The 26,995-nt window shown below is 71.9% G+C and carries 28 protein-coding genes and 1 pseudogene; 10 read left to right on the top strand and 19 right to left on the bottom strand.

Annotated features, from left to right (window positions below; genetic code table 11):
* Positions 1 to 2: 2 nt before the first annotated feature.
* Positions 3 to 1,463 carry an ELWxxDGT repeat protein gene (locus ASF44_RS04995; RefSeq protein ID WP_056898004.1) on the top strand — a complete coding sequence of 487 codons (1,461 nt, stop codon included), beginning with the start codon at positions 3 to 5 and terminating at the stop codon, positions 1,461 to 1,463.
* Between the two features lie 496 nt (positions 1,464 to 1,959).
* Here the strand turns inward: ASF44_RS04995 and ASF44_RS30825 are convergent, their stop codons facing one another.
* The 11 genes from ASF44_RS30825 to ASF44_RS05050 form a co-directional block, all read right to left on the bottom strand.
* The gene (locus ASF44_RS30825) at positions 1,960 to 2,340 is read right to left on the bottom strand and encodes a type II secretion system protein (protein WP_235579138.1); all 381 of its coding nucleotides are present in this window, start codon (positions 2,338 to 2,340) and stop codon (positions 1,960 to 1,962) included.
* 196 nt (positions 2,341 to 2,536) lie between these two features.
* A complete protein-coding gene (locus ASF44_RS05005) occupies positions 2,537 to 3,019 on the bottom strand; it encodes a type II secretion system protein (protein ID WP_056898006.1) in 483 nt (160 codons plus the stop codon).
* A gap of 71 nt (positions 3,020 to 3,090) precedes the next feature.
* Positions 3,091 to 5,307 carry a secretin N-terminal domain-containing protein gene (locus ASF44_RS05010; RefSeq protein ID WP_056898007.1) on the bottom strand — a complete coding sequence of 739 codons (2,217 nt, stop codon included), beginning with the start codon at positions 5,305 to 5,307 and terminating at the stop codon, positions 3,091 to 3,093.
* Positions 5,307 to 5,900 carry a hypothetical protein gene (locus ASF44_RS05015; RefSeq protein WP_056898008.1) on the bottom strand — a complete coding sequence of 198 codons (594 nt, stop codon included), beginning with the start codon at positions 5,898 to 5,900 and terminating at the stop codon, positions 5,307 to 5,309. Before ASF44_RS05015 ends, ASF44_RS05010 begins: the two co-directional genes overlap by 1 nt.
* Before the next feature lie 5 nt (positions 5,901 to 5,905).
* Positions 5,906 to 6,388, bottom strand: coding sequence for a hypothetical protein (locus tag ASF44_RS05020; RefSeq protein WP_056898009.1), 483 nt, complete (start codon positions 6,386 to 6,388; stop codon positions 5,906 to 5,908).
* Positions 6,385 to 6,903, bottom strand: a complete 519-nt coding sequence (locus tag ASF44_RS05025; protein WP_056898010.1) for a PilN domain-containing protein — start codon at positions 6,901 to 6,903, stop codon at positions 6,385 to 6,387. Before ASF44_RS05025 ends, ASF44_RS05020 begins: the two co-directional genes overlap by 4 nt.
* Position 6,904: 1 nt before the next feature.
* Entirely contained in the window at positions 6,905 to 7,702 is a 798-nt protein-coding gene (locus ASF44_RS05030) for a hypothetical protein (protein WP_056898011.1), read from the bottom strand.
* A complete protein-coding gene (locus ASF44_RS05035; RefSeq protein ID WP_056898012.1) occupies positions 7,680 to 9,368 on the bottom strand; it encodes a GspE/PulE family protein in 1,689 nt (562 codons plus the stop codon). The genes ASF44_RS05030 and ASF44_RS05035 overlap by 23 nt, the downstream gene beginning before the upstream one ends.
* A 73-nt stretch (positions 9,369 to 9,441) precedes the next feature.
* On the bottom strand, positions 9,442 to 10,653 hold the full coding sequence (locus tag ASF44_RS05040) for a type II secretion system F family protein (RefSeq protein WP_056898013.1): 1,212 nt from the start codon (positions 10,651 to 10,653) through the stop codon (positions 9,442 to 9,444).
* Between the two features lie 14 nt (positions 10,654 to 10,667).
* Positions 10,668 to 11,096 carry a type II secretion system major pseudopilin GspG gene (gene gspG / locus ASF44_RS05045; protein WP_056898014.1) on the bottom strand — a complete coding sequence of 143 codons (429 nt, stop codon included), beginning with the start codon at positions 11,094 to 11,096 and terminating at the stop codon, positions 10,668 to 10,670.
* 59 nt (positions 11,097 to 11,155) lie between these two features.
* Positions 11,156 to 11,965, bottom strand: a complete 810-nt coding sequence (locus ASF44_RS05050; protein ID WP_056898015.1) for an IclR family transcriptional regulator — start codon at positions 11,963 to 11,965, stop codon at positions 11,156 to 11,158.
* A gap of 122 nt (positions 11,966 to 12,087) precedes the next feature.
* On the opposite strand from ASF44_RS05050, the gene ASF44_RS05055 reads away from it, so the two are divergent.
* Genes ASF44_RS05055 through ASF44_RS31515 form a run of 5 tightly spaced genes read left to right on the top strand, consistent with a single transcriptional unit; the run spans position 12,088 to position 15,717 of the window.
* Complete coding sequence (locus tag ASF44_RS05055; RefSeq protein ID WP_056898016.1) at positions 12,088 to 13,095, top strand: TRAP transporter substrate-binding protein; 1,008 nt, start codon at positions 12,088 to 12,090, stop codon at positions 13,093 to 13,095.
* A 30-nt stretch (positions 13,096 to 13,125) separates the two neighbouring features.
* A complete protein-coding gene (locus ASF44_RS05060; protein WP_056898017.1) occupies positions 13,126 to 13,569 on the top strand; it encodes a type II 3-dehydroquinate dehydratase in 444 nt (147 codons plus the stop codon).
* Between the two features lie 5 nt (positions 13,570 to 13,574).
* Complete coding sequence (locus ASF44_RS05065) at positions 13,575 to 14,138, top strand: TRAP transporter small permease (RefSeq protein ID WP_056898018.1); 564 nt, start codon at positions 13,575 to 13,577, stop codon at positions 14,136 to 14,138.
* The gene (locus ASF44_RS05070) at positions 14,135 to 15,415 is read left to right on the top strand and encodes a TRAP transporter large permease (RefSeq protein WP_056898019.1); all 1,281 of its coding nucleotides are present in this window, start codon (positions 14,135 to 14,137) and stop codon (positions 15,413 to 15,415) included. The genes ASF44_RS05065 and ASF44_RS05070 overlap by 4 nt, the downstream gene beginning before the upstream one ends.
* An 8-nt stretch (positions 15,416 to 15,423) precedes the next feature.
* Entirely contained in the window at positions 15,424 to 15,717 is a 294-nt protein-coding gene (locus tag ASF44_RS31515; RefSeq protein ID WP_156374350.1) for a hypothetical protein, read from the top strand.
* Here ASF44_RS31515 and ASF44_RS05080 read toward each other — a convergent pair.
* The 4 genes from ASF44_RS05080 to ASF44_RS05095 form a co-directional block, all read right to left on the bottom strand.
* Entirely contained in the window at positions 15,707 to 16,690 is a 984-nt protein-coding gene (locus ASF44_RS05080) for an MDR family oxidoreductase (protein ID WP_056898021.1), read from the bottom strand. The two genes, ASF44_RS31515 and ASF44_RS05080, sit on opposite strands and share 11 nt — an antisense overlap.
* Positions 16,691 to 16,739: 49 nt before the next feature.
* A complete protein-coding gene (locus tag ASF44_RS05085; protein WP_056898022.1) occupies positions 16,740 to 18,707 on the bottom strand; it encodes a TRAP transporter large permease subunit in 1,968 nt (655 codons plus the stop codon).
* On the bottom strand, positions 18,704 to 19,333 hold the full coding sequence (locus tag ASF44_RS05090) for a TRAP transporter small permease subunit (protein WP_056898023.1): 630 nt from the start codon (positions 19,331 to 19,333) through the stop codon (positions 18,704 to 18,706). Before ASF44_RS05090 ends, ASF44_RS05085 begins: the two co-directional genes overlap by 4 nt.
* Before the next feature lie 74 nt (positions 19,334 to 19,407).
* Positions 19,408 to 20,529 (bottom strand): TRAP transporter substrate-binding protein, encoded by a 1,122-nt coding sequence (locus tag ASF44_RS05095; protein ID WP_056898024.1) that lies wholly within the window; start codon positions 20,527 to 20,529, stop codon positions 19,408 to 19,410.
* A gap of 145 nt (positions 20,530 to 20,674) precedes the next feature.
* On the opposite strand from ASF44_RS05095, the pseudogene ASF44_RS32785 reads away from it, so the two are divergent.
* From ASF44_RS32785 to ASF44_RS05105, 3 genes and pseudogenes are all read left to right on the top strand, one after another.
* Positions 20,675 to 21,175, top strand: a pseudogene (locus ASF44_RS32785) (MBL fold metallo-hydrolase); the annotation flags it as partial.
* A 120-nt stretch (positions 21,176 to 21,295) separates the two neighbouring features.
* Entirely contained in the window at positions 21,296 to 21,784 is a 489-nt protein-coding gene (locus ASF44_RS32790; protein WP_369820902.1) for a rhodanese-like domain-containing protein, read from the top strand.
* 18 nt (positions 21,785 to 21,802) lie between these two features.
* Positions 21,803 to 22,072 carry a DUF2277 domain-containing protein gene (locus tag ASF44_RS05105; protein WP_056898026.1) on the top strand — a complete coding sequence of 90 codons (270 nt, stop codon included), beginning with the start codon at positions 21,803 to 21,805 and terminating at the stop codon, positions 22,070 to 22,072.
* Here the strand turns inward: ASF44_RS05105 and ASF44_RS05110 are convergent.
* Positions 22,062 to 23,048: a response regulator transcription factor gene (locus ASF44_RS05110; protein ID WP_056898027.1), complete on the bottom strand. Its 987-nt coding sequence runs from the start codon at positions 23,046 to 23,048 to the stop codon at positions 22,062 to 22,064. The two genes, ASF44_RS05105 and ASF44_RS05110, sit on opposite strands and share 11 nt — an antisense overlap.
* 99 nt (positions 23,049 to 23,147) lie before the next feature.
* On the opposite strand from ASF44_RS05110, the gene ASF44_RS05115 reads away from it, so the two are divergent.
* Complete coding sequence (locus tag ASF44_RS05115; protein WP_056898028.1) at positions 23,148 to 23,795, top strand: helix-turn-helix transcriptional regulator; 648 nt, start codon at positions 23,148 to 23,150, stop codon at positions 23,793 to 23,795.
* Position 23,796: 1 nt separating this feature from the next.
* Here ASF44_RS05115 and ASF44_RS05120 read toward each other — a convergent pair whose 3' ends face one another.
* The 3 genes from ASF44_RS05120 to ASF44_RS05130 all read right to left on the bottom strand — a co-directional run bounded on the left by ASF44_RS05120 (position 23,797) and on the right by ASF44_RS05130 (position 26,980).
* Positions 23,797 to 25,251 carry an amidase gene (locus tag ASF44_RS05120; protein ID WP_200930552.1) on the bottom strand — a complete coding sequence of 485 codons (1,455 nt, stop codon included), beginning with the start codon at positions 25,249 to 25,251 and terminating at the stop codon, positions 23,797 to 23,799.
* Positions 25,252 to 25,279: 28 nt separating this feature from the next.
* Entirely contained in the window at positions 25,280 to 25,702 is a 423-nt protein-coding gene (locus ASF44_RS05125) for a YgiW/YdeI family stress tolerance OB fold protein (protein WP_056898030.1), read from the bottom strand.
* 93 nt (positions 25,703 to 25,795) lie between these two features.
* On the bottom strand, positions 25,796 to 26,980 hold the full coding sequence (locus tag ASF44_RS05130) for an amylo-alpha-1,6-glucosidase (protein WP_056898031.1): 1,185 nt from the start codon (positions 26,978 to 26,980) through the stop codon (positions 25,796 to 25,798).
* Between the last annotated feature and the right edge of the window lie 15 nt (positions 26,981 to 26,995).

Genomic DNA, 26,995 nt, shown 5'->3' on the forward strand with positions numbered 1-26,995 from the left:
GCATGGCTGGACAAGGCCGGTACTGGCGCCGCCCGTGGGCGCGCCTGGCGGTGCTGGCGGCCGGCCTTGCCGTGCTGCACGGCGCGGCGCAGGCCGACCCGGCGCCGCTGCGCCATCCTGGCGGCATGGTCGCGCTGCCGGACGGCACGCTGCTGCTGGCGGCCGATGCCGGCGACGGCGGCCATGGCGCCGAGCTGTGGGCCGTCGACCCGCGCGACGGCAGCCGCCGCCTGGTGCGCGACATCCGGCCCGGGCCGCTGGGTTCGCACCCGAGCGGGCTCACGCTGTGGCGCGGCCACGCCTACTTCGCGGCCGATGACGGCCAGCACGGGCTGGAGCTGTGGCGCAGCGACGGCAGCACCGAGGGCACGGCGCGCGTGGCCGATCTGCGCGCGGGGCCCGAGGGCTCGCTGCCCAACGGCTTCGTGGCCTTCGGCGACGCGCTGTACTTCTCGGCCGACGACGGGCGCCACGGCTTCGAGCTGTGGCGCACCCAGGGCACGGCCGAGACCACGCACCTGGTGGCCGACATCCACCCCGGCGCGCCGGGCGGCCTGCCGCGCCAGCTCACGGTGCTCGGCGGCGCCCTGCTGTTCAGCGCCAACGACGCCGAGGGCGGCACCGAGCTGTGGCGCAGCGACGGCACGGCCAGCGGCACCCGCCGCGTGCTGGACATCCGCGCCGACGGCGACGCCAACCCCGAGCAGCTCACGCGCGTGGGCGACACGCTGTTCTTCACCGCCGACGACGGCCGCCACGGCCGCGAACTGTGGCGCAGCGACGGCACGCCGGCCGGCACCCAGCTGGTCGCCGACATCCGCCCTGGCCGCGACAGCGCGCAGCCGCGCCACCTGGTGCAGGCCGGCCGCTGGCTCTGGTTCGCTGCCGACGACGGCCGCCACGGCATCGAGCTGTGGCGCAGCGACGGCAGCGCCGCCGGCACGGCCCTGGTGGCCGACATCCGCCCCGGCCCCGCCAATGCGCTGCCCAGCCACCTCACCGCGCTGGGCGATCAGGTGGTGTTCGCGGCCTACGACGGCGTGCACGGCGTGGAGCCCTGGATCAGCGACGGTACGGCCGCGGGCACGCGGCTGCTGGCCGACATCCACAGCGGCCCTGGCCATTCCAACGCCTGGGCGTTCACGCGGCTGGGCGAGCGCATCGTGTTCGCGGCCGACGACGGCCGCCTGGGCATGGAGGTCTGGCAGACGCGCGGACAGCCGCAGGACGTGCAGCTGCTGCGCGACGAGCGCGCCGGTGCACCCGGTGCCTTCCCGCGCGGCTTCGTCGCGGTGGGCGAGCGCATCGCCTTCGTGGCCGAAGCCGCCGACGGCGCGACCTACCTCGCGCTCGACGGGCTGCCGGCGCGGAACTGCGGCAGCGCCGACAGCGGCACCGTGGGCAAGGCGCCGGGCGCGGCCGGCTGCGTGGCTTCGGCGCCGTCTTCCTCGGCCACGCGGTAGACGAAGCGCCAGTCGGCCAGGGTGGCGGCATCTTCGAAGGCCGTGTCGAAGCGGCCGAAGCCCTGGCGCTTGAGCGGCACGGCCGTCGAGCGGCTGTGCACGCCCAGGATGCCGCCGCTGGGTGCCGGCACCAGCACCCAGTCGCCACCCGTCACCGGGTCGAGGTAGATGCGGCGCAGGTGGCGCTGCGTGGTGGGCCAGCGCTTGTCCAGCAGCAGATCGTCCAGCCGCTGCGGAAAGCGGTGCTGCTGGCCCAGTGGCACGTCCTCGTAGTAGCGCTTGATCGCCATGCGGATCTGGTCGCCCGCGAACAGCAGCTCGGCTTCGCGCTCGCGCTGGGCGTGCACGCTCCACAGGCTGCCGGTGGCCGCCAGGCCCGCGCCCAGCAGCGCGACTGCCAGCAGCAGGCCCAGGTAGGTGAAGCCGCGCTGGCCACCGCACCGGCTCACGGGAGCACCCTTCGACCTGCGGCCTGTTGTCCGCCCCGGCGCTGCGCTCATAGCGTGGACAGCTCGGTGCCGCCGCGCGTCTTGCCCGGCGCGCCGCTGCGCACGTCGTACACGCGGCCCGGCGCGGCGCGGCCGTCGGCGGCGGCCGGCGGCGGCACGAAGATCCAGCTCTCGGTGCTGTCGGTGTAGGGGTCCGTCGGCAGTGCGCGCAGGTAGCGCCGGCGCACGAGTTCGGCCAGGTCTTCCGGGTAGCGGCCGGTGTCGGCGTAGAACTTGTCGATGTTGTCGCGCATCACCGCGAGCGACTGGCGCAGCGCGTTCTCGCGCGCATGCTCGACCGCGCCGAAATAGCGCGGCGCGGCGATCGACAGCAGCGTGGCCAGGATGGCCATGACCACCAGCAGTTCGACCAGCGTGAAGCCGCGCAGAACGTGGCGATATGCACGCGCACGGTGCGCCGTCTTCTCCGCATGGACCCGATCCGCAAGCCGCTGTTCAAGCGGCCGCGGAGCAGGCCATGCCAGCAGACGCCGCGGAACGGGCTCTGCCCGGCCGCTGGCGGCGCCCCTGGAGGGGGATGGAATGGCTACACGAAGTGAGCCATTCAAACGGGGTGGCGTCATGTCACCACTCCCGGTACGGGCGGCCGTTCAGGCCCGTGCGCTCGGACAGCGAGTGCACGTCGTACACGTCCTTGCCGGGCTGGGGCTGGTCGGCCGGCGAGGCGTAGCTGCGCAGGCCCCAGGTCTGCGCCGCGGGCACGCTGCCTTCGCCCGTGAAGAAGGGGTCGGGCGGCACGCGGCGCAGGAAGCGCACGGGCCGGCCCTGCGGGTCGCGCGCGTTGGTGGCGCCGGCCACCAGCGCCTCCAGCGTGGGCGGGTAGCCCGTGGCATCGCTCGCGCGCGGCACGCTGCCGGCCTCGGTGGCGCGCTTGTAGTCGTCGATGGCCTGGCGGATCTGGCGCAGCGCGCTGCGCAGCTCGGCCTCCTTGCTGCGCTGCACCGCGAGTTCGGCCAGCGGCAAGGCCATGGCCGCCAGCACGCCGACGATGGCCACCGTGACCACCAGCTCGACCAGCGTGAAGCCGCGCTGGAATGTGGCCCCCACGCTCCCTGCTGCGCGAGGTTCGCTGCCCCCCGAGGGGGCGCGCGCTTGCTTGGGGCGGCCCGGCGCTGCGCTCATCGAACCACGATGCCGATCTGCACGGGCGGCGGCGCCTGCACCGGCAGGTTGGCGCTGGCCACGTCGAAGCCGATCTCGGCCTGGCCGGGCGCCTTGGCCAGCACGCGCATGCGCACCGTGGCGGGCGGCGCGGCCACGCCGGCCACGCCGGAGGACGACAGCTCCACGCTGGCATCGGCCGTGCCGCCCACGGGCGCGAGCAGCGCCGGGTCGTAGCGCAGCTGCACGCGCGTGCTGATGGCCTGGTTGCCATCGGGCAGCGACAGCTGCACGCTGAATTCCTCGCCGATGCCGACCTGCGCCGGCACCTGCACGCCCAGCGCTGCCGGGGCTTCGGCCACCGGCGCGGCAGCAGCGGCCTGGCCGGCCGGCGTGGCGGTGGCCGCGGCTGCGGCAGGCGGTGTCAGGGCCATGGCCGAGCCGTCGCGAAAGCGCAGCGGCACGCGGCCCGGCACGGCCTCGGTGCCCGAGGCGAACTGGCTCTGCACCGTCTCCGGCCGGCGCACGTTGCGCAGCACGCGCGGCGTGACCAGCAGCACGATCTCGGTCTTGGCCACCGTCTGGTCGTTGTTGCGGAACAGCCGGCCCAGCACGGGCAGCTCGGCCGCACCGGGCAGCTTGGCCATGCTCTGGCGGTCCTCGTTGTTGATGAGGCCGGCCAGCACCTGGGTCTCGCCGTCGCGCAGGCGCAGCGTGGTGGTGGCGTTGCGCGTGCCCAGCCGGTAGGCCACGGTGCCCGAGATGTTGAGCTGCGAGAGGATGTTGGAGACCTCCAGCTGCACCTTGATGGCGACCTCGTCCTCCAGGTAGACGTTGGGTTCCACGTCCAGCTTCAGGCCGGTTTCCAGGTAGCTCACGGCCGAGGACACGCCCACGTTGGCGGTGGAGGTGGTGGTGATCACGGGCACCTTCTCGCCGATGTGCACCTTGGCCTTCTCGCGGTTGCGCACGCGGATGCGCGGGTTGGCCAGCAGGTTGGCCCCGCCGTCGCTCTGGCGCAGGTTCAGGATCAGCAGCGGGTTGGCCGTGAACGCGCGCAGGCCGCCGCTGCCCAGCTGCACCAGGCCGTCCGACGTGGTGCCGTTGCTGCCCGGGATGCGGCCGACGATCTGCTCGGGAAAGCGCAGGCCGATCTCCTGCGCCACGCTGGAGGCGATCTCCAGCACCTCCAGCTCCAGCATCACCTCGGGCTCGCCCAGGTCCTGCGTGGCCACCAGCTGCTCGGCCAGGCGGATGGCCTCGGGCGTGTCGCGCATGATCACCAGGTTCAGCCGCTCGTCGACGAACAGGTCGCGCGTCTTGACCAGCGCGCGGATCATCGCGGCGGTCTGCTTGGCGTCGGCATTGGCCAGGTAGAAGCTGCGCATCACGAGCTCCTGGTACTCGCGCTGCTTGGCCTGGGTGTTGGGGTAGACGATCAGCGTGTTGTCGTTGAGCAGCTTGCGCTCGAGCTGGTTGGTCTGCAGCAGCACGCCCAGCACGTCGTACAGGCTGGTGTCGCGCACGAAGATGGTGGTGCGCTGGTCGCCCTTGACGTCCTTGTCCAGCACGAAGTTGAGCCCGCCGTGGTTGGACAGGATCTCGAAGATCGTGGCCAGCGGCACGTCGCGCAGCTCCAGCGTGAGGCGCCGCGCCATGGCCTGGCGCAGCTGCGGTTCCTTCTGTTCCAGCAGCCGGCGCCGCTCGGTCACGCCGCGCACCACCGCCTCGGCGCCGCGCTGGCGCGAGTCGCGCGCGAGCACGCTGCGCGCGATACGGTCGGCACCGTCCAGGTCGCCCGCGGCCAGCAGGCGCTCGGCCTCGGCCACGGACACGCGGTGCGCGCGGTCGGCCTGCACGGCCTGGATGCCGCCCTGCGCCACCACCGAGGCCGGGTCCATGCGCAGCGCGGTGCGGTACCGGTCCTCGGCGATGTCCAGCGCGCCGGCCGCGCGGGCGGCGTCGCCGTCGCGCACGACGACGCCCACCAACGAGTCGCGTTGCAGCACGTAGGCGTTGTAGGCGTTCGGGTCCAGTGGCGGCGTGCGCGCCGCGCGTTCCAGCTGCGCCAGGCCGGCCTCCACCTGGCCGGCGGCGATCAGCTGCTGGGCCGACTGCACGGAGGCCTCGCGCGGCGAGGCACAGGCCGCCAGCAGTGCCAGCAGCACCAGGGCAGGCCAGCGCCAGTGCGGCTGGGGGGCATGCGCGCGGTTGGCGCTGTGGGGCGATGTCACTAGTTCTGCTCCTCGGTGTCGGCCGCGGCGGGCGCCGGTCCGGCCGCTGGCGCGCTGGCGCCTGGGCTGGCCACCAGGGCCAGCGCATGGCGGGTGCCGGTCGGCACATGCAGCAGGCGCAGTTCGCGCGTGCCGATGTGCTCGACCAGGTAGTCGGGTGTGAGGTGGCGGCCGGCCACGGCCGCGAGCTGGCGCGGGCCGTGCGCGAGGAACACGGTGCTCACGCCGTCCTCGGTCCAGCGGCCCAGGAAGCGGAAGGGCAGCGCTGCTGCGGCGGTGGGCAAGGGGGCGGCGGCCACCACGGGCGGCGTTGCCGCAGCAGCTGCTGCGGCGGCCGCCTGTGCGGCAGCCGCAGCGGCCAGGGCCGGCTCGCCGAAGGGGCTGCGGCCGGCGCCGGCGTAGGGGCGCTGCGGCACCTCCAGCGTGGCCGCGGGCCCGGGCTCCGCAGGCGCGGCGCGGGCTGGCCGCGTTGCAGGCAGGCTGGCGGCCGGCGCGCCCGCCTCTTCCTGCGGCTGCACGGCCAGCATGGCCGCGCCCGTGAGCAGGGCGGCCAAGCTATAGAGCATCCAGCGCTGGCGGGTCGACAGGGCCATGGCGTTCAGCGGCGCAGGTAGAGCGACAGCCGCAGGTCGGCCTCGAGCGTGGCGTCGGCCGCGCGGCGGAACTGCACGTCGTCGAGCGCGACGAAGGCGTTGCGCTCCAGCAGCCGGCCCAGGAAGCCGCGGATCTGCGCGTAGTCGCCCGTGGTGCGCAGCGCGATGCGGTAGCGCGCCAGGCGTGGGTCGTCGGCGCGCTGCTCCAGCCGGTACTCGGCCGCGCGCAGCGGCACGCCGGCTTCGCGCGCCGCGCCGTCCAGCGCGGCCAGCGCCTCGGGCAGCGCCTCCAGCGGCGGGAACGCGGCCTGGAACTGCGCCAGCTGCGCGGCTGGTGCGGCCTGCGCCGCATCGGCCCGCGGTGCCGGTGGCACCACGGCTGCGAGCGCGGCCTGCTCGGCGCGCAGCGGGCCCACCAGCGCCACTTCCGCGGCGGCCGCCAGCGCCAGCAGCAGCACGCCGGCCAGTGCCAGGCGGCCCGTCGTCATGGCGCCTCCCATTCGGCCGTCAGCGTGAAGCGCAGCGGCTGCGCGCCCGCGTCTTCCTGCAGCGCATGGTCCACCAGCAGCACCTGGCGGAAGCCGGGCGCCTGTTCGAGCCGCGCCATGTAGGCCAGCACCTGGGCCAGGTCCGTGGCCTGGCCGCCCACGCGCGCGCGCCGGCTGCCGCCCTCGGGCTGCAGCGCGGTCAGCACCACGCCGGGCACGCTGACCGATTCGAGCGCGCGGAACCAGGCGTCCCAGGGCACGGCCAGCGTGGCGGCCACCGCCTGCGCGGCCGCGATCTCGGCGGCCAGCGCGTGCGGCATCGGCGCCGCCGCGCGTGCGGCGCTGGCTTGCGGCTGCAGCCGGGCGAGCGCAGCGGCCTGGGCATCGGCCGCCTGGCTGTGGCGCAGCCCCACCAGCGCGCAGGCCGCCAGGCCGAGGGCCAGCACGCCGTGGCCCCACCAGCGGGCCCAGGGCGATGGCGGCAGGAACTCGAGCTCGGGTGCGCGCAATGCCATGTCAGATGTCCGCGCCCGTCAGTGCGAGGGTGTGGGCCTGCCAGCCGGCCAGTTGCAGCGGTGCCGGCGGCGCCAGTGGGTCGGCCGGCGCCAGGCCCTGCCAGGCCACGTGCACCAGCGGCAGGTCTGCGGGCTCCAGGCCATCGAGCAGCGCGCAGCGCGCGAGCCAGGGCGCCAGCGCGTCCGCGCCCTGCATGGCGTCGAAGGGCAGGCTGCGCAGGCTTTGCCAACCCTGTGCCGGGTCGATGCGCGCCAGCAGCGCGCCGTCGGCCTCGGTGACCAGCAGCCAGGCGTGGCGGCCGGCCAGGCGCGGCCAGGCCTGCGCGGCGGCCAGCGCCAGCAGCGGGCGCACCGACACGGCGCGCAGCCCGGCCTGCAGCGCCTGTTGCTGCAGGCGCTGCAGCCAGCCCGTGTCGAGCGCGGCGGCGGGCATGCCGGGGCCGGCCGCGCCATCCACCGCCAGGTCCCAGCCGTCGACCGCGTCGCCGTGCACGCCGCGCAGCAGTTCGCGCGCGGCCACGCGGCGCTCGGCCGTGCCACGCAGCACGCGGGCGTCGGGCAGCAGCGTGGTGCGCACGAAGCGGCTGGAGACCACGATGCGCGCGTGCGCGCGGCGCGGCGCGGCCGTGCCCGCCAGCTGCGCCAGCGCGCGCAGCGCGGCGTCGGCGCCGTCCGGTCCGTCCACGGCCTGCTGGTGGTGCGCGACCGACCTGCGCCAGCCGCGCCGCTGCAGCGCCAGGCCGACCTGCGAGGGCGCCAGCCAGACGGCGGCCTGCTCACGCCACGGCGGTCGTGACACGGTCTACCTCCTGCAGGCTGGTCGCGCCCATGCGCAACAGGTCGAGCGCGGCATCGCGCAGCAGCCGCGTGCCGTTGCGGCGCGCAGTCTCCTTGAGCACGCGCACGGGCTGGCGCGTGATGATGAGTTCGGCCAGTTCGTCGGTCATCACCAGGATCTCGGCAATCGCCACGCGGCCCAGGTAGCCGGTGGCGCGGCACTGGCCGCAGCCCTGCCCGGCCATGAAGCGGAAGGACGAGAGGTCCTGGCCGGCCAGGCCCGCGTCGGCCAGTTGCTCGACCCCGGGCTGCACGGGCACGCTGCAGTGCGGGCAGTTGCGGCGGACCAGACGCTGCGCCACGATGCCGTTCAGCGCGGCCGTGAAGCTGTAGGCGTCGATGCCCATGTGGGCGAAGCGGCCCAGCACGTCGAACACGTTGTTGGCGTGCACGGTGGTGAACACCAGGTGGCCGGTCAGCGAGGCCTGGATCGCGATCTGCGCGGTCTCGGCATCGCGGATCTCGCCCACCATCACGCGGTCGGGGTCGTGCCGCAGGATGGAGCGCAGGCCGCGCGCAAACGTCAGCCCCTTCTTCTCATTCACGGGGATCTGCAGCACGCCGGGCAGCTGGTACTCCACCGGGTCCTCGATGGTCACGATCTTCTCGTGGCCATGGTTGATCTCCGAGATCGCGGCGTACAGCGTGGTCGTCTTGCCGCTGCCGGTGGGGCCGGTCACGAGCAGCATGCCGTGCGGCTCGCCGGCCAGGCGGCGGATGGTGCGGCGGGCCGGCGCGCCGAAGCCCAGGCTGTCCAGCGTGAGGCCGCGCGCGGCGTCGGCCAGCTGCTGCTTGTCCAGGATGCGCAGCACCGCGTCCTCGCCGAAGATGGACGGCATGATGGACACGCGCAGGTCGATCTCGCGGCCGCGCACGGCCACGGTGAAGCGCCCGTCCTGCGGAATGCGGCGCTCGGCGATGTCCAGCTGCGCCATCACCTTGATGCGCGAGATCACCTGCTCGGCCAGCTCCATGCCCTCGTCGCTGCGCACGGCCACGAGCACGCCGTCGATGCGGTACTTGATCGCCAGGCCGCTGGCGCCCGTCTCCAGGTGGATGTCCGAGGCGTTGGCCTTGAGCGCGTCGTACAGCGTGGAGCGCACCAGGCGCACCACGGCGCTGCCGCCCTCGGCGATGCTGTGGAACGACAGGTCTTCCGCCTCGCTGCCGGCGGCCACGCCGGTGCCGGCGGCGATCTGCAGCTGCTCCAGCGCCGACAGGCCTTCCTCGTGCCGTGCCAGCCGGGCGGCGATGTCGCCCGGATGCGCCAGCACCCAGCGCGCCGGCTGGACCAGCGCATGCTGGGCGCGCGCGCAGCGCGTGTCGTCGAACGGGTCGCCCAGCACCAGCAGCAGCGCGCCGCTGCCGTCGCGCATGGCCAGCATCTGCAGCGCGTGGCAGTCGGCGAAGGGCAGGGCGTCGAAGGCCGGCTGCCAGGCATGCAGGTCGGCGATGCGCGCCAGCGGGTAGTGCAGGCTGGCCGCCAGCCGCGCGGCGAAGCGCTCGGGCGCGTCGCCGGACAGTTCCTCGAGCATGCGCACCACGGTGGCGCCGCGCTCGGCGGCCAGCACGCGCGCCTGCGCGATCTCGCGCGCCGCGAACGGCGGCAGGGGCAGCGCGGCGTTCATGGGTGCAGCCTTCGGCCTGCGGCCTGTTCGGCCAGACGTGCGCGCACTTGCTGGGGACGGCCCGGCACCAAGCTCATCCCAGGCTCCCCGCCAGCTCGAAGATCGGCAGGTACATCAGGATGACGATGGCGCCGATGACGACACCGATCACGGCCATCAGCACGGGCTCGAACAGCTTGGTGAACCACTCGATCCAGCGCGCGAGTTCCTCGTCGTGGAAGCCGGCGATGCGCTCCATCATGGCGGCCATGTCGCCGCTGTTCTCGCCCACGCGCAGCATGCGTGCGGCCACGGGCGTGGTCAGGCCCGCGGCGGCCATGGCGTCCGACAGCACGATGCCTTCACGGACCTGCTGCGTGGCGCGCGCCAGGCCCTGCTGCATGTGCAGCGGCAGCAGGCCGGCCACCATGCCCAGGGCCGGCACGATGGGCGTGCCGCCGCGCAGCAGCATGCCCAGCGAGCGGTAGAAGCGCGCCAGGTGGTAGGTGGCCAGCCGCGCGCCCACGGCCGGGATGCGCGTGAGCAGCGCCACGAAGCGGGGCAGCAGCCGGCGCGCCGTGGCGGCGGCCAGCACCGCGAGCACGAGCAGCGCGGCGCCGATGGCCGCGCCGTGCGCCTGCATGCCCTGGCCCCAGCGCAGCAGCAGCATCGACATCCAGGGCAGGTCGCGGCCCGACTCGGCGTAGATGCTGGAGAAGCGCGGCACCACGTAGCCCAGCAGGAACAACACCACCAGCCCGCCCAGCAGCAGCAGCGCGACCGGGTAGATCGAGGCCGACACCACCTTCTTGCGCACCAGGTCCAGCCGCTCGTGGTAGTCGGCATAGCGCGCCAGCGATTCGACCAGGTCGCCGCTGCGCTCGGAGGCGCGCACGGTGGTCACGTAGAGCACCGGGAAGGCCTGGGGCAGCTCGGCCAGCACGCGCGAGAACGACTGGCCCTCGAACATGCGCGCGCGCATGGCGGCCAGCACGGGGCGCACGTCGCCGCGGGTCTCCTTCTCCAGCAGTGTGTCCAGCGTCTCGGGCAGCGAGAGGCCGGCCTGCAGCAGGGCCATGAGTTCCAGCGTGAGCTGCAGCAGCGGAAAGCGCGGCGCGCGGCGCAGGCGCAGGGCAGGCAGGCCATGCACGCCAGGCAGGCGCAGCAGGCTGCGCTGCGGCGCGGCCGACAGCACCGCCAGGCCCTGCGCGCGCGCGCGCTGCGTGGCCATGGGCAGGTCGTCGGCCTCGACCACGAGGCGCACCACGCCTTCGCCCGGGCGGAAGCCCCGCACATCGAATTGCATCGCGCGCGGCCCGGCTACCAGCTGGTCACGTCGGCGGCGTCGCCGCTGCCGCCGGCCTGGCCGTCCTTGCCCAGCGAGTACAGGTCGAACTCGCCATGCTGGCCGGGCGACTTGTAGAGGTAGGGCCGGCCCCAGGGGTCCGGCGGCACGCCCTTCTGCAGGTAGGGGCCGTCCCAGCGGGCCACGCCCGTGGGGCGCGCGGTGAGCGCGGCCAGGCCCTGCTCGTCGCTGGGGTACTGGCCCACGTCGAGCCGGTAGGTGTTGAGCGCGCTGGTCAGCGCGGCGATCTGCGCCTGCGCGGCGCGCACCTCGGACTTGCCGACCTGCGAGAAGTAGCGCGGTGCCACGTAGGCGGCCAGCAGGCCGATGATGACCATCACGACGAGCAGTTCGAGCAGGGTGAAGCCGCGCGCACGGCGGCGCAGGGGCGGGGCGGGTGGCATCGCGAAGGTCTCCTGGAATGCGCAAGGGCTGGCCATGGGCTGCCGCGGCGTAGCCGCGTTCACCGCGCGGCGCCCGGCGGGGCCGCGGCCGGCCGGCGCGCCAGGATCGGCGAGGCCGCCGTGGCCAGTGCCAGCTCTTCGGCGGCGGCCAGCAGCGGTGCGCCCAGTTCGCGCATGCGCGGTTCGGTAAGGCGGATGGCCGGCCCGGCGACCGTGATCACGCCCGTGGCGGCCTCGCCGGGCCGGCGCACCGGTGCCGCCATGGCGCTCATGCCCGGCGCGTACATCTCGTGCATCTGCGACACGCCGCGCGCGCGGTCCTGCGCCAGCAGGTCGACCACGGCCTTCCAGCCGGTCGGTGCGCGCGGCCCGTAGTCGTGCGGCGCGCCGAAGCCCTGGCGCACGATCAGCTCCAGTGCGCGTTCCTCGGTCAGCGTCATGAGCCAGGCATGGCCGGCGGCGCTGCACGACAGCCGCACGTCCACGCCCATGTCGGGGTCGTAGCGCAGGCCGAAGCGCGCGCCCTGGGCCTTGGCGACGAAGGTCAGGCGGTCGCCGTCGACGATGGCCAGGCGCACGAGCTCGCCGCTGGTCTCGGCCAGCCGGTCGATGATGGGCTGCGCGACCTCGACAATGCCCGAGCCGCCCAGGTAGGACAGGCCCAGCGCGGCCAGCTTGGTGGTCAGCGCGTAGTCGCCGTGCTCGCGCGTCTGGCGCACATAGCCGCAGCGCACCAGGTCGCTCAGCAGCCGGTGGCAGGCCGACAGCGGCAGCGCCAGCTCTTCCGACATGGTCGACAGGGTCTTGCCCGTCGGCCGCAGGGCGAGGTATTCCAGGATGGTCAGGGAGCGTTCCAACGTGCTTGCCATGCGGCGGATTGTTGAGCGGAAGTGCTTTTCTGAATGGAAGGGTTTTCCTTAATGGAAAAGATTTCCTAAAAATTTAGCATCCCGGGACCGACCACCACACCCATCCCCCGAGAGGACACAACGTGAAACCCCTGATCCGCTGCGCTTTGGCCACTGCCGTGCTCGCCCTGTCCGCCACGGCGGCCCTGGCCCAGGACATCCAGGAACGCACCATCAAGTTCGGCCACCTGAACAACACCGACCACCCCGTGAGCTTCGGCGTGAAGCGCTTCTCCGAGCTGCTGGCGGCCAAGACCGGCGGCAAGTTCAAGGTGCAGGAGTTCCCGTCCAACCAGCTCGGCAACGAGATGCAGCAGCAGTCCGCGCTGCAGGGCGGCGTGCAGGAGATGTCGGCCCCGGCCACCACCTCGCTGGCCGGCATCGTCAAGGAGTTCGGCCTCATCGACTTCCCGTTCGCGGTGTCCAACTTCGAGCAGGCCGATGCGCTGCTCGACGGCCCGCTGGGCCAGGCGCTGATCGCCAGGCTGCCCGAGAAGGGCCTGGTGGCGCTGGGCTACTGGGACCTGGGCTTTCGCAACGTGACCAACAGCAAGCGCGCCATCGCCAAGGCCGAGGACCTGGAGGGCCTCAAGCTGCGTGTGATCCCGAACCCGGTGTTCCTCGAATCGTTCAAGGCGTTCAAGGCCAACCCCGTGCCCATGCCCTTCGCCGAGCTGTACGGCGCGCTGGAGGCCAAGGCCGTGGACGGCCAGGAGAACCCCTTCGCGGTGATCCTGTCGAACAAGTTCTTCGAGGTGAACAAGTTCGTCAGCGCCACCAACCACGTGTACGCGGCCAACATCGTGCTGGTCAGCAAGCGCTTCTGGGACAAGCTGTCGCCGGCCGAGCAGAAGGCCATGAACGAGGCCGCCGCCGAGGCGCGCGGTTACCAGCGCCAGGTCAGCCGCGCCGCGGCGCAGAAGGCCGTGGGCGAGCTGCAGGCCAAGGGCATGCAGTACAACACCATCGCCCCGGCCGAGCAGGCCCGCATGGGTGCCATCGTCAAGCCGGTGCTGGAGAAGTTCGCCAGCAGCTACGACCCGGCCATCGTCAAGCTCTACAACGACGAGCTGGCCAAGGTCCGCAAGTAAGGCAACCCGCGATTTCCGGAACAAGAAAAAATGAAGATCCTCGTCCTGCACGGCCCCAACCTGAACCTGTTCGGCCGGCGCGAACCCCACATCTACGGCACCACCACGCTGGCGCAGATCAACGAGCAACTGGCCGCGCTGGCCGGCGAGCTCGGCGTCGAGCTGGCGACGCTGCAGTCCAACCACGAGGGCGCGCTGATCGACTTCCTGCACGCGCACATCGACACCGCGGCCGGCGCGCTGGTCAACCCGGCCGGCCTCACGCAGCACGGCGTGCCGCTGCACGACGCGATCAAGGCCATGCCGTTCCCGGTGCTGGAGATCCACATGTCCAACATCGCCGCGCGCGAGGCCTGGCGTGCGCACTCCATCATCTCGCCGGCCGTGAAGGGCACGATCCAGGGCCTGGGCCCGCAGTCGTACCTGCTGGGCCTGCGCGGCGTGGTGTCGCTGGCGTCGGCAGCCAAGGGCTGAGTCCCATGAACCGCATGATCGACGGGCTCTGCAGAGGGCTCGAAGGCCTCATCGCGCTCGCGCTGGCCACCATGGTGGTGCTGGTGTTCGGCAACGTGGTGCTGCGCTACGGCTTCAACACCGGCATCACGGTGTCGGAAGAGGTCTCGCGCTGGCTGTTCATCTGGGCCACCTTCCTGGGCGCCGTGGTGGCGCTGCGCGAGCGCGGCCACCTGGGCGTGGACATGGTGGTCGCCCGCCTGCCGGCCTGGGGCAAGCGCGCCTGCCTCGTCATCGGCCATGCGCTGATGCTGTTCATCGTGGTGCTGCTGTTCCAGGGCAGCCTGGAGCAGACCAAGATCAACTGGGACGTGACCGCGCCCACCACCGGCTGGTCCATGGCCTGGGTGGCCGGCGCCAGCCTGGTGTTCTCGGTGCTGGCCGGCGGCCTGCTGCTGCTGGACCTGGTGCGCGTGCTGGCCGGGCGCCTGCGCGACGACGAGCTCGTGATGGTGCAAGAGTCCGAAGAGGCCACGCAGCTGCGCCAGGTGCTGGCCGACGCGCAGGCCGGCAAGGAGTTGGTGCGATGACGCTGCTGGTCTTTGGCGGCGCCCTGCTGGGCGCGATGGCGCTGGGCATCCCGATCGCGTTCGCGCTGCTGGCCTCGGGCGTGGCGCTGATGTGGCACCTGGACCTGTTCGACGCGCAGATCCTCGCGCAGAACCTGGTCGGCGGCGCCGACAGCTTCCCGCTGCTGGCCGTGCCCTTCTTCATGCTGGCCGGCGAGGTCATGAACGTGGGCGGCCTGTCGCGCCGCATCGTGAACCTGGCGCTGGCCCTGGTCGGCCACGTCAAGGGCGGGCTGGGCTACGTGGCCATCATGGCGGGCTGCCTGCTGTCGGCGCTGTCGGGCTCCGCTGTGGCCGATGCCGCCGCGCTCACGGCGCTGCTGCTGCCGATGATGGTGCAGGCCGGCCACGACAAGGTGCGCGCCAGCGGGCTGATCGCCTCCATCGGCGTGATCGGGCCGGTGATCCCGCCGTCCATCGGCCTGGTGATCTTCGGCGTGGCGGCCAACGTGTCGATCTCCAAGCTGTTCCTCGCGGCCATCGTGCCGGGCCTGTTGATCGGCGGCGCGCTGTGGATCACTTGGGCCTGGCTGGTGCGGCGCGAGGCCATCGTGCCGCCGCCGCGCAAGCCCATGGCGGAGGTGCTGCGCACGGCACGCGAGGCCACCTGGGCGCTGCTGCTGCCCGTCATCATCCTGGTGGGCCTGCGCATGGGCGTGTTCACGCCGACCGAGGCGGGCGTGGTGGCGGCGGTCTATGCGCTGTTCGTGGCGACCGTCGTCTACCGCGAGCTCAAGCCCTCGCAGCTGTACGGCGTGTTCGTGAGCTCGGCCAAGACCAGCGCGGTGGTGATGTTCCTGATCGCCGCCGCCATGGTCAGCGCCTGGCTGATCACGGTGGCCAACCTGCCGGCCGCGGTGGTCGACCTGCTGCGGCCCTTCCTGGACAGCCCCATCCTGCTCATGTTCGCCATCATGGTGCTGGTGATGCTCGTCGGCACGGCCATGGACATGACGCCCACCATCCTGATCCTCACGCCGGTGCTGATGCCGGTGGTGCAGGCGGCGGGCATCGACCCGGTCTACTTCGGCGTGATGTTCATCATCAACAACTCGATCGGCCTGGTCACGCCGCCGGTGGGCACGGTGCTCAACGTGGTGGCCGGCGTGGCGCGCATGCGCATGGACGATGTCACGCGCGGGGTGCTGCCGTTCATGGCGGCGGAGTTCGCCATCATGTTCGTGATGGTGGCGTTCCCGGCGCTGGTGACCGTGCCGGCGCGCTGGCTGGCAGGGTGACTGCGGTCATGCCGGCAGTGAAAACACATAACTTCCACCATCTTGCAGATGGCAGGCGGGTGCAATGGTGGTTTCATCGCCGGATGTCCTTCACCCGTCTTGTTTCCGTCTGCTGCCTGATGCTGTTCGCCAGCGCCACGGCGGCGGTCGTGTTGCTGCCAGAGGTGCCGGCCGCCGCGTTCGGCTGGCACATGCCGGAGCCGCCGTTCGGCGCGCTCCTCTTCGCGCTGGGCTGCGCCCTGGTGATGGCGCTGGGCCGCGCGACGGTCCCGCCGGCGCGCCAGGAGCCGTTCAGCGATTGACGTCCACCACCAGCCGGCCGCGCACGCTGCCGGCCAGGATGTCGGCACCGGCCTGCACGGCCTCTTCCAACCCGATCTCGGTGGTGATCGTGTCCAGCCTGGCCAGGTCCAGGTCGCGCGCCAGCCGCTCCCAGGCCGGCATGCGCACCGAAGGCCTGGCCATCACGCTGTCGATGCCGTAGAGCGTGATGCCGCGCAGGATGAACGGCGCCACGCTGGCCGGAAAGTCCATGCCCTGGGCCAGCCCGCAGGCCGCCACGGCGCCGCCATAGCGCGTGGTGGCGCAGGCGTTGGCCAGCGTGTAGCTGCCGACCGAATCGACCACCGCGGCCCAGCGCTCCTTGCCCAGCGGCTTGCCGGGCGCGGAGAGTTCGGCGCGGTCGATGACCTCGGCCGCGCCCAGGCCCTGCAGGTAGGCGGCCTCGCCGGTGCGGCCGGTCGACGCCACGACGCGGTGGCCCAGCCCGGCCAGCAGCACGATCGCCACGCTGCCCACGCCGCCGTTGGCGCCCGTGACCAGCACATCGCCCATGCCGGGCACGAGGCCGTGGCGCTCCAGCGCCAGCACGCACAGCATGGCGGTGTAGCCGGCCGTGCCGATGGCCATGGCCTGGCGCGTCGTCAGGCCCTCTGGCAGCGGCACCAGCCAGTCGGCCTTCACGCGGGCCTTCTGCGCCAGGCCGCCGCTGTGCGTCTCGCCCACGCCCCAGCCGTTCAGCACCACGCGGTCGCCGGCCTTGAAGCGGGCATCCTCGCTGGCCTCGACCACGCCCGCGAAGTCGATGCCGGCATGCAGCGGAAAGCTGCGCACCACCGGCGACTTGCCGGTGATGGCCAGGCCATCCTTGTAGTTGATGGTGGAGTACTCCACGCGCACCAGCACCTCGCCCGCGGGCAGTGTGCTGTCGTCCACCTGCTGCACGCCGGCGCGGTAGCCGGCGGCGTCCTTCTCGATCACCAGGGCCTTGAACATGGATGGGCCTCCTTGGGGCCATTTTTGCAGCAAGGTGCGCGCGGGCCTGTCAGCGTCCGTACAGAGTCTGGGGCAACCACAGGCCGATGTCCGGCCAGAGGTACAGCAGCACGATGGCCAGGATCTGGATGCCCATGAACGGGATCATGCCCAGGAAGATCTGGTTCAGCGTCACGTGCGGCGGCGCCACGCCCTTCAGGTAGAAGGCCGACATCGCCACCGGAGGCGACAGGAAGGCGGTCTGCAGGTTCAGCGCCACCAGCAGGCCGAAGAACAGCGGGTCCACGCCGAAGTGGTCCAGCAGCGGGATGAAGATGGGCATGAAGATCACGATGATCTCGGTCCACTCCAGCGGCCAGCCGAGCAGGAAGATCACGATCTGCGACAGCACCATGAACTCCACCTTGGAGAGGTTCATGGACAGCACCCACTTCTCGATGAGTTCCTGCCCGCCCAGGAGCGCGAACGCGGCCGAGAAGATGGCCGAGCCGACGAACAGCCAGCACACCATGGCCGAGGTCTTGGCAGTGAGGTAGACCGATTCCTTGACCACGCCCATGCTCAGGCGCCGGTACGCCGCGGCCAGCAGGAAGCCGCCCAGCGCGCCCATGGCGGCCGCCTCGGTCGGTGTGGTCAGGCCGAACACGATGGAGCCCAGCACCGCCAGGATCAGCACCAGCAGCGGGAAGAACGAGGCCAGCAGCATCTTGAAGATCTCGAGCCGCGCGAAGCTCAGGAACAGGTAGAAGCAGGCCACCGCCGCGCCCAGCACGGCAAAGCCCACCCACCACCAGGTCGGCGCCGCCTGGCGGGCCAGGGGCTCGGCCGCGGCGGCGGCCGGGGGCGCGGCCACGGATGGCGTGGCCGCAGCGGCGGGCGCCGGTTCGCTGCCCGGCGGCTCGGCCAGTGCACCGGGCGGCGCCTGCACGCCGCCTTCGACGGGCGGCTCCTGCAGCCCGTCCTCGGCCGGTGGCTCCTGCAGCCCGCCTTCGACCGGGGGGTCCGCCAGGCCGCCCGCGCTGGGCGCTGCGCTGCCGCTCTCCATGCCGATCTGCGGGATGTCGTATTCGGCCTCGATCTGCACCGTGGTGGCGGCGCGCCAGGTGCTGGTGGCTAGCACCGCGAACAGCAGGCCAGGCAGCAGCACCAGGCCCAGCTGGCGCAGCACATGGGCCAGCGGCACGTCGGCGTTGCGCTTGCCCTTCAGGGCGTTCAGCAGCCGCGCGGGCGCGTACTGGGCGGTGTCGGCCGGCAGAGCCTGCGTGAGCGGCGGCAGCTGCACCATGCGGTCGGCCGCCGACAGCGGCGGCGCCCATTGCGGCTTGAGCTTGGCCACCACGACGAAGTAGCCCACGTACAGCGCAGCCAGCATCAGCCCCGGGAAGAAGGCCCCGGCGTACAGCTGCACCACCGACACGCCGGCCGTCGCGCCGTACAGGATCAGCAGCACCGAAGGCGGCAGCAGGATGCCCAGGCAGCCACCGGCCGTGATGGCGCCGGCCGCCATCGGCGTGCTGTAGCCCGCGCGCAGCATGGCCGGCAGCGCCAGGAGGCCCATCAGCGTGACCACCGCGCCGACGATGCCGGTGGCCGTGGCGAAGATGGTGCAGGTGACCAGCGTGGCCACGCCCAGCGAGCCCGGGATGCGCGCCATCGCCAGGTGCATGCTCTTGAACAGCTTCTCGATCAGGTTGGCGCGCTCGACCAGGTAGCCCATGAACACGAACAGCGGGATCGCGATCAGCACGTCGTTGGCCATGCTCTTGTAGGCCGCCTGCACCATGAGGTCGAGCGTGCGCTGGATGTCGCCGTCATAGGCCAGCCAGGTGAAGATCATGCCCATGCCCATCAGCGTGAACGCCGTGGGAAAGCCCAGCATGATGGCGATGACCACCAGCGACAGCATCAACAGACCCTGGTGGCCGTGCGTGACCTGGTCCACGCCCAGCAGCAGCCAGACGATGGACAGCAGCACCGCGCCCATGATGGAGAAGCCGAACCACAGTTCCTTCCTCATGCCTTGCCTCCGGCGGTTTCCTTGGCGGCGAGCTGGCGGTCCAGCGCGGCGATGTCGCTGTCGTCCACGTGCACCATCTTCTTGAGCTTGTCGACGTCCACCTCCTGCACGTCGTCGGCGCGCCGCGGCCAGGCGCCGGTGCGCAGGCAGATCACGCAGCGCGCGATCTCGGCGATGCCCTGCAGCAGCAGCGCCGCGCCCGCGACCGGGATCACGAACTTGAACGGGTACAGCGGCAGCGGCGTGGCCGAGAAGGTTTGCTCGCGGATCGCGAGCGACTCCTGCGCGTAGGTCCATCCGGCCCACGTCATCGCGAACACGCCGGGCAGGAAGAACACGATGTAGAGCGTGAAGTCCACGCCAGCCTGCGCGCGCGGGCTGAAGAAGCCGTACAGCACGTCGCCGCGCACATGGCCGTTCTTGGCCAGGGTGTAGGCCCCGGCCAGCATGAACAGCGTGCCGTACAGCATGATCTGGGCGTCCAGCACCCAGGCGTGCGGGTTGTTCAGCGCGTAGCGCGAGAACACCTCCCAGCTGATCAGCACCGTGAGCCCGACCACGGCCCAGGCCGCGGTCTTGCCGATGAAGGTCGAGATCGCGTCGACCGCGAAGAGTAGCTTTTGCATGGCACCGTTCGAGACAAGTCCAGGAACGACGAGGGCGCCGCACAGGGCGCCCTCGTCACGCGTGCAGCCCTGCATCAGCCGGTCTTCTTCGCGGCGAAGTAATGGTTGTAGGCCATCTTGAAATCGACCGTGTAGTCGTTGTGCCACTGGCCCGCACGCTGGGCGAAGGCGCGCTGCGAGTCGAGCACCTTCTTGAACATCGGGTTCTCCTTGGCCTTGGCGGCCACCGTCTTGTCCCACGAGGCCAGCTGCGCGCGCAGGATCGCATCGGGCGTCTTGTAGAAGCGGATGCCCTGCTTCTTGAGCTCGGCGTAGTCCCTGGAATTGCGCTCGATCGCCTTCCAGCTCATGTCGGCGCTGGCGGCCTGCACGCCGTAGTCGATGATGGACTTGAGCTCGGCCGGCAATGCGTCGAGCTTGGCCTTGTTGAACAGCACCTCGAACTGCTCGCCGCTCTGGTGGAAGCTTTGCAGCATGCAGTTCTTGGCCACGTCGGGAAAGCCCAGCACGCGGTCGCTCGAGGCGTTGTTGAACTCGGCAGCGTCGATCAGGCCGCGGTCCAGCGCCGGCACGATCTCGCCGCCGGGCAGCGGGTTCACGGCCGCACCCATGTCGGTGAACACGTCCACCGCCAGGCCCACGGTGCGGAACTTCAGGCCCTTCATGTCCTCGGCCTTGGCCACCGGCTTCTTGAACCAGCCCAGCGGCTGCGTGGGCATGGGGCCGTACATGTAGGAGACCACGTCGAGGTTCAGGCTCTTGTAGATCTCCTCGACCAGCGCCTTGCCGCCGCCGTAGTTGTGCCAGGCCAGCACCATGTTGGCGTCCATGCCGAAACCCGGGCCCGAGCCCCACAGCGCCAGTGCCGAGTTCTTGCCGTACCAGTAGGCGATCACGCCGTGGCCGCCATCGAGCGTGCCCTTGCTCACCGCGTCGAGCAGCTGGAACGCGGGCACCACGGCACCGGCCGGCAGCACGTCGATCTTCAGGCGGCTGCCGGCCATGTCGTTGATCTTCTTGGCGAGGTCCTGCGCGTACTCGTGGAAGATGTCCTTGGCCGGCCAGGTGCTCTGGAAGCGCAGCGTGGTTGTCTGCGCCTGGCTGACCATGGGCGCCGACAGGGCACCCGCGGCCACGGCGGCTCCCTTGAGCAGGTTGCGACGGCGCGGTGCGGCAGAGGACTTGGCTTGGGTCATCGGTCGTGTCTCCAGTGGTTGTGAAAGAACGGAACGCGAAGGCGCGTGGATGTTGGGTCATATGACAACCTGGGCCAACACGGAATGTCCCCGAGAGGGAATACCACTACGTACACTGGCGTAGATGCAATCACCCTGGCGCACCATGGAACCCATCCAGCTCTTCGATTCCGCCTCCAGCACCTACACCTATGTGCTGGCCGACCCGGCCACGCGCGCGGCCGTGATCATCGACCCGGTGGACGCGCAGCTCGAGCGCGACCTGGCGCTGCTGCGCGAGCGCGGGTTGCAACTGGCCTGGACCTTGGAGACGCACGCCCATGCCGACCATGTGACGAGTGCCGGCCTGCTGGCCGAGCACGCCGGTGCGCGCACCGCCGCGCCGGCCGGTTGCGGCATCGCCACCGCCTCGGTGCAGCTGCAGGACGGCGAGGAGATCGCCTTCGGCGGCGAGCGCCTGCGCGTGCTGCACACGCCCGGCCACACGGCCGGCAGCATGTGCTACCTGTGGCGCGGCCACGTGTTCACGGGCGACACCTTGCTGATCGGCGGCTGCGGCCGCACCGACTTCCAGTCCGGCAGCGCGCAGGCGCTGTACCGCAGCATCACGCAGGTGCTGTTTGCGCTGCCCGATGCCACCGTGGTCTGGCCGGGCCACGACTACCAGGGCCGCACCAGTTCGACCATCGGTGCCGAGAAGCGGTCGAACCCGCGTGTGGCCGGCAGGAGCGAGGCCGAGTTCGTGGCCACCATGGAGGCGCTGAACCTGCCGCGCCCCAAGCGCATGGACGAGGCCGTGCCGGCCAACCTGCAGTCCGGCCTGGGCCATGCGGCCGCGGTGGCCGACGCGGCGCCACGGCCTGCCAGCGGCTATGCCGGCGACGTCTCGCCCGCGCTGGCTGCCCAGTGGTTCGCCGATGGCCGCGCGGTGCTGGTGGACGTGCGCACCGACGCCGAGCGCGAGTGGGTCGGCTTCGTGCCCGGCGCCGTGCCGGTGGCCTGGAAGCAGTGGCCCGGCATGGCGCTGAACCCGGACTTCGACAGCGCGCTGCGTGCGGCCGTGCCCGCGGGCGGCAAGGTGCTGCTGCTGTGCCGCAGCGGCGTGCGCTCGGTGGCCGCGGCCAAGCGCGCGGCCGAACTGGGCATCGAGGCCTACAACATCCTCGAAGGCTTCGAGGGCGACCCGGATGCCGACGCGCACCGCAACCGCAAGGGCGGCTGGCGCCACCGCGGCCTGCCCTGGCGGCAGAACTGACACGCGCAGGAGGTTGCCATGTGCCGCAGCATCAAGACCCTGTTCAACTTCGAGCCGCCCGCCACCGAGCTGGAGATCCGTGCCGCTTCGCTGCAGTTCGTGCGCAAGCTGTCGGGCTTCTCGGTGCCGTCCAAGGCCAACGAGGAGGCCTTCGCGCGTGCGGTGGAGGCCGTCGCCGCCACGGCCACCGAATTGCTCGCGCAACTGGTGACCAGCGCCGAGCCCAAGAACCGCGAGGACGAGGCGGCCAAGGCCCGCGCGCGCAGCGCGGCCCGGTTCAGCGCCTGACCTGCCGCTCGGGCTGGCGCGCCAGCCAGGCGCTGTAGCTGCTGTCGGCCGGCAGACTGTGCGCCGTGCCCAGCATGAACAGGGCGCCGAGCAGTGCACCGTCCTGCCCGACCGGGAAGGCCGGCTGCAGCCGCGGCGGCGCGCCGAGCGCCAGGGCCTGGCCCAGTTCCAGGTCGACCAGCTGGCGGCCGTGCCGGATGTCGGCCAGCGCGCTGGAGCCCAGGCCCGCGGATTCGGCCAGCTGTTCGAGTTCCTCGAGCCCGGACACGGGTTCGAGCTGCAGCCAGCCGACCGCGCCGTCCGCGGTGCGCGCAAGGATGCCGAACGGATCGCCCAGCACCACATGCTCGACGAAGCCGTGCTGGTCCAGCAGCTGCTGCAGCGCGCGTGCGGTGGAGGGCACGCGCAGATGCGCGTTCTGCACCGGCGACAGCGTGCCGCGCCAGATCTGCGAGGCGCGCGTGTTGGCATTGGACGGCATGTGGCGCAGCACACCCAGCAGGCGCGCGCCTACGTCCGGGTCCTGCTTGGGCAGGAACTGGTCGATCAGTGCGCGGTTGAAGGCATCGACCGCCACCTGCTCGTCGGCCTGGCCCGTCAGCAGCACGCGCAGGCCGGGCCAGTCGCTCAGCGCGGCCAGCGCATCCAGGCCGTTCATCTGGGGCATGGAGTAGTCGACGATGCAGGCGTGCGTCAACGCGTAGCGCGCGCGGGCCGGGCCGGCCCAGTAGGCCAGCACCTGGGGCAGCAGCGGCGTGGCGCCCTGGCGCCAGCGGTCGATGATCTGCTGCTGTGTCCAGGCGTCGTCCTCCCAGACGGCGGACTCCTGCTGCAGCAGGCCCAGGCATTCGTCCACGCGGGTGTGCAGGCGCACGTTCCAGTGGCCGGGCAGCATCAGCGCCAGCATCTGGAGGTAGTCCGGATCGTCGTCCAGGAACGAGAAACTGCCGGGGCAATGGAACAGCGGAAGGCTCATGGGGAGGGGGCAGGCGTGCCCTGGAAAATGCCGGTGGTATTGTCGCGGCAAGGTTTTCCCATGCCCCCTCGCTTACCTGTCAGAACTGCCAGCCGCTCCTTGATCGACCTGTTGCGCGAGTGGCTGCATGCACTCGCCGCGCAGGATGTCGGCGCCATCGTGGTGCTGGGGCCGGAGCTGAACGGCCCACCGTCCGAACGCCGCGTTCTGGCGGTCTACCCGCTCAGCGCGCAGCAGGCCGCGTATGCACTGGCCCGCAGTCCCGATTTCGGCGAAGGCCCGCACCGGCACGGCATGCCGGCGGCACTCTGGCAGCCGTTGGCGCGGCCCCTGCACCTGCCGCAGGCCGAGGTGGATGCGCAGTGGCGCCAGGCCTGGCTGGCACTGGGGCTGCAGGCCGTGGTGCGCGTCAGCTTCGGGCTGCCGGCCGGGCGCAGCTTCGACTGCTTCCTGTTCGTCTCCGGCGAGCTGCAGCAGCGCAGCCAGGCGGCCACGCTCGGGTGGCTGGCCCAGGGCTTCTGGCCCACCTTGCGCAGCGCGCTGGTGGCCGCCTGGAGCCCGCTCACGCGGCGCGAGGAGGAGTGCCTGCGCCTGGCCTTCGACGGGCTGACCGCGCGCGCCAGCGCCGAGCGCATGGAGTGCACCGAGCGCACGGTGAACTTCCACATCGCCAACGCCATGGCCAAGCTCGGCGCGGACAACAAGATGGCGGCCATCCAGCGCGCCTGCTGGCTCGGCGCGTTGTAGCTCAGGCCGGTGGCGGGGCCATGCGCAGCAGCGCCTGCTCGGCCGCTTCGTAGGCCGCCGCCAGACGCAGCACGCCGGCGTCGTCGCGCGGCCGGCCGATCAGCTGCAGGCCCATGGGCAGGCCTTCGTGCAAGCCCTGCCCGAAGCCGGCCGGAATGCTGATCGCCGGAAGGCCGGCGAAGGTGGCGTAGATCACCACCTCCATCCAGCGGTGGTAGGTGTCCATGCTGCGGCCGGCGATCTGCGCCGGCCAGCGCTGCGTGGCTTCGAAGGGCCAGACCTGGGCACTGGGCAGGGCCAGCACGTCGTAGCGCTCGAACAGGCCCAGCAGGTGCTGGTGGAAGGCCGTGCGGCGGCTGCTGGCGGCCATGAACTGCGCAGCGCTGGTGCCCTGGCCCTGCTCGTATTCCCACAGCGCTTCGGGCTTGATGCGCTCGCGCGCATTCGGCAACGCCAGCAGCGGCGCGATGCGCGCGCCCACCAGCACGCGGCGCCAGACCAGCCAGGCGTCCCAGACGGGGTCGGGCGCCGTGCCCAGTGCGGTGGGCTCGACCACGCAGCCCAGGCCTTCGAGGCGACGCAGCGCCGCGGCGCAGCAGTCCAGTACGCCGTCCTCCATCGGCAGGTAGCCGCCGAGGTCGCCGAGCCAGCCGATCCGTGCGGGCCGGGCCGCGCGATGGGCCTGGCCCAGCGCATCGGCGAAGCGCGCACCGTCGTCCAGCGACAGCGGCGCGCGCGGGTCGTGGCCGGCCTGGGTGTCGAGCATGCGCGCCAGATCGCGCACCGTGCGCGCCATCGGCCCGGCCGTGCCCAGCTGGGCGAGCCACGCATCGGCGGCCGGCACCTGGGGCACGCGGCCCTGGCTGGGCCGCATGCCGAAGATGTGGTTCCAGCCGGCCGGGTTGCGCAGGCTGCCCATGAAGTCCGAGCCGTCGGCCACGGCCAGCATGCGCTGCGCCAGCGCCACGGCCGCGCCGCCGCTGCTGCCGCCGGCCGAGCGCGTTGCATCCCAGGCGTTGCCCGTGGTGCCGAAGACCTCGTTGAAGGTGTGCGAGCCCAGGCCGAACTCGGGCGTGTTGGTCTTGCCGATGACGATGCCGCCGGCTGCCTTGATGCGCGCGACCATGAGCTCGTCCTCGCGCGGGACCGTGTGCGCCAGCAGCGGCGAGCCCTGCGTGGTGGCGATGCCGGCCGTGGCCGACAGGTCCTTGATGGCCTGCGGAATGCCGTGCAGCCAGCCCTTGGACTGGCCGCGCGCGAGCAGTGCGTCGTGCGCGTCGGCCTCGGCCAACAGGGCCTCGGGGTCGCGCAGGCTCACGATGGCGTTGAAGCGCGGGTTGCGTTCGGCGATGCGGGCCAGCGTGGCCTGCATCAGTTCGCGGCAGGACAGCTGGCCGGCGTGCAGGGCCTGCGAGAGGCCGGTGGCGTCCAGGGAATCGAGGATGTCGGATGGCATGCCCGGTTTATAGGGCATGCCGCGGCCGTCAGTTCACCAGCGTGATGCGGTCGACCTCGAACTCGCGCTTGCGCAGGCCCTTGTCGAACTCGCCGAACAGCTCCACGCGCTGTTCGGCGCCGATGCTCTGGCCGGGCGGGAAGCGGTCGTCGTCGATCTCCACCGTGATGCGGCCGCTGTCGTCGGCGAAGGTGTACTTGTCGCCGCCATCGTGCGAGACGATGCGGCCCTGCAGGCGCGCATGCTGGTCGTCCTGGCCGGTCTCCAGCAGCTGCTTGACGGTCATCAGCTGCACCGAGCTGGGGCCGTTGTAGCTGCCGTGCTGCGCGGTGGCCGCCGGCCGCGCGCCCACGCTGGGGCCGGTGTAGCCGGCGGCCGGCTGGGCATGTGCGGCGGCGCCTGCGAACAAGGCGGTGGCAAGGGCTGTGGCGGTGGCGATGTGGTGGCGCATGGTGGTCAACTCCTTCGGTGCGGTTGCCGCGAACCCGTTTCGCGGCATGGCTGCATTGGACGCGCCGCAGATGAAGGCAATCTGATGTGTGCGCTACCAGCTGGCCGGCCCGCCGTCGAGCATGCGCTGCGCGAGCAGGAAACCCGCCGCGTTCCAGCTCTGGCCCGGCATGCCGCGCGGCGCGAGCGTCTTGCCGTGGAACCATTCGGTGAAGCGCCAGCCGTGCGCCGCGTTGGCCTGCGCCAGCCGCAGCAGCACCGACCGCGCTTCGTCGGTACGCCCCAGCCGCGCCAGCGCCATGGCCCAGAAGCCGCCCACGAAGGGCCAGATGCCGCCGTTGTGGTACTGGTGCACGAGGTTCTGCTGGTGCCGCTCCATGTAGCGGCGCCATAGTTCGTGCTGGCGCGTGAGAGGGTGCAGCACCACGCGCACCGGGTAGGGCGCGTCCGCCTGCGCTGTGGAAATGGTGTCGGCGATGCGTGCGGCCATGGCCTCGTCGGCCAGGCCGCAGAGCATGGCCAGCACGTTGCCGAACACGTCGCCCTCGTCGCCGACCACGGCGAGGTTCACGAACGAGAGGTACAGCCCCGGATCGCGCCGGCCGCGCCGCGCATAGTGGCGCAGCAGCCGCGCGCGGTGGTACTCGGGCAGGTCGCGCTGGAACGGGTTGAACAGGTGGTTGAAGTGGTGCCGCGTGGCCTCGGCGTCGTCGAGGGCGAAGCGGCGCTTGACCTCGAACCACAGCGCGTTCGTGTAGAGCACGTAGCCAGAGCGCGGCATGATGTCGGCCCAGTCGCTGGCCTCGTTCTGCTGCAGCAGCCGGAAGTGCTGGTGCTCCTGCGCCAGCAGCCAGCCGATGGCGCGCTGCACGCCCTCCTGCCAGTGCGTGGCGCCCACGTCGCCGTGGCGGCGCACATGGTCCACGGCGATCAGCCACCACAGCGTGGCGTCGATGCAGCCCAGGTACCAGAAGTCCGCATCGAAGCCGTCGGGGTCCACGTATTTGGGAATCTGGCCGTTGGCCGCCTGCTGCGCGGCCAGCGCCTCCAGGCTGGCGACGGCGCCGCGCTCCAGCGCCGGCACGCCGCTGCCGCACATGGCCATCACGCAGATGGCGGCGTCGCGGCCGAAGATGCGCGTGTAGCGCCGCGCCTCGGCGGCCTGCGTGCGGCTGGCGGCCAGGACGCCGTGCGGCGTGCAGTTGGCCTCCAGCAGAGCCAGCGAGGCCTGGGTGCATTCGGCCAGCAGCGTGGCGGGAGCGTGTTGCGTGTCGGTCATGGCCGGTTCATTCTG

This window comes from Pseudorhodoferax sp. Leaf274, from assembly GCF_001422445.1.
In the GTDB taxonomy this organism is placed as follows: Bacteria; Pseudomonadota; Gammaproteobacteria; order Burkholderiales; family Burkholderiaceae_C; genus Pseudorhodoferax.

Excerpts from the sequence above, each read along its gene's own strand:
- ASF44_RS05095 (WP_056898024.1), bottom strand. The coding sequence starts at position 20,529 with ATGACCCAAGCCAAGTCCTCTGCCGCACCGCGCCGTCGCAACCTGCTC.
- ASF44_RS05035 (WP_056898012.1), bottom strand. The coding sequence starts at position 9,368 with ATGAACGCCGCGCTGCCCCTGCCGCCGTTCGCGGCGCGCGAGATCGCG.
- ASF44_RS05060 (WP_056898017.1), top strand. The coding sequence starts at position 13,126 with ATGAAGATCCTCGTCCTGCACGGCCCCAACCTGAACCTGTTCGGCCGG.
- ASF44_RS05110 (WP_056898027.1), bottom strand. The coding sequence starts at position 23,048 with ATGAGCCTTCCGCTGTTCCATTGCCCCGGCAGTTTCTCGTTCCTGGAC.
- ASF44_RS04995 (WP_056898004.1), top strand. The coding sequence starts at position 3 with ATGGCTGGACAAGGCCGGTACTGGCGCCGCCCGTGGGCGCGCCTGGCG.
- ASF44_RS05070 (WP_056898019.1), top strand. The coding sequence starts at position 14,135 with ATGACGCTGCTGGTCTTTGGCGGCGCCCTGCTGGGCGCGATGGCGCTG.
- ASF44_RS05025 (WP_056898010.1), bottom strand. The coding sequence starts at position 6,903 with ATGGCATTGCGCGCACCCGAGCTCGAGTTCCTGCCGCCATCGCCCTGG.
- ASF44_RS05040 (WP_056898013.1), bottom strand. The coding sequence starts at position 10,653 with ATGCAATTCGATGTGCGGGGCTTCCGCCCGGGCGAAGGCGTGGTGCGC.
- ASF44_RS05080 (WP_056898021.1), bottom strand. The coding sequence starts at position 16,690 with ATGTTCAAGGCCCTGGTGATCGAGAAGGACGCCGCCGGCTACCGCGCC.
- gspG (WP_056898014.1), bottom strand. The coding sequence starts at position 11,096 with ATGCCACCCGCCCCGCCCCTGCGCCGCCGTGCGCGCGGCTTCACCCTG.
- ASF44_RS31515 (WP_156374350.1), top strand. The coding sequence starts at position 15,424 with ATGCCGGCAGTGAAAACACATAACTTCCACCATCTTGCAGATGGCAGG.
- ASF44_RS05065 (WP_056898018.1), top strand. The coding sequence starts at position 13,575 with ATGAACCGCATGATCGACGGGCTCTGCAGAGGGCTCGAAGGCCTCATC.
- ASF44_RS05050 (WP_056898015.1), bottom strand. The coding sequence starts at position 11,965 with ATGGCAAGCACGTTGGAACGCTCCCTGACCATCCTGGAATACCTCGCC.
- ASF44_RS05015 (WP_056898008.1), bottom strand. The coding sequence starts at position 5,900 with ATGGCCCTGTCGACCCGCCAGCGCTGGATGCTCTATAGCTTGGCCGCC.
- ASF44_RS05020 (WP_056898009.1), bottom strand. The coding sequence starts at position 6,388 with ATGACGACGGGCCGCCTGGCACTGGCCGGCGTGCTGCTGCTGGCGCTG.
- ASF44_RS05085 (WP_056898022.1), bottom strand. The coding sequence starts at position 18,707 with ATGAGGAAGGAACTGTGGTTCGGCTTCTCCATCATGGGCGCGGTGCTG.
- ASF44_RS05090 (WP_056898023.1), bottom strand. The coding sequence starts at position 19,333 with ATGCAAAAGCTACTCTTCGCGGTCGACGCGATCTCGACCTTCATCGGC.
- ASF44_RS05120 (WP_200930552.1), bottom strand. The coding sequence starts at position 25,251 with ATGCCATCCGACATCCTCGATTCCCTGGACGCCACCGGCCTCTCGCAG.
- ASF44_RS05130 (WP_056898031.1), bottom strand. The coding sequence starts at position 26,980 with ATGACCGACACGCAACACGCTCCCGCCACGCTGCTGGCCGAATGCACC.
- ASF44_RS05125 (WP_056898030.1), bottom strand. The coding sequence starts at position 25,702 with ATGCGCCACCACATCGCCACCGCCACAGCCCTTGCCACCGCCTTGTTC.
- ASF44_RS05105 (WP_056898026.1), top strand. The coding sequence starts at position 21,803 with ATGTGCCGCAGCATCAAGACCCTGTTCAACTTCGAGCCGCCCGCCACC.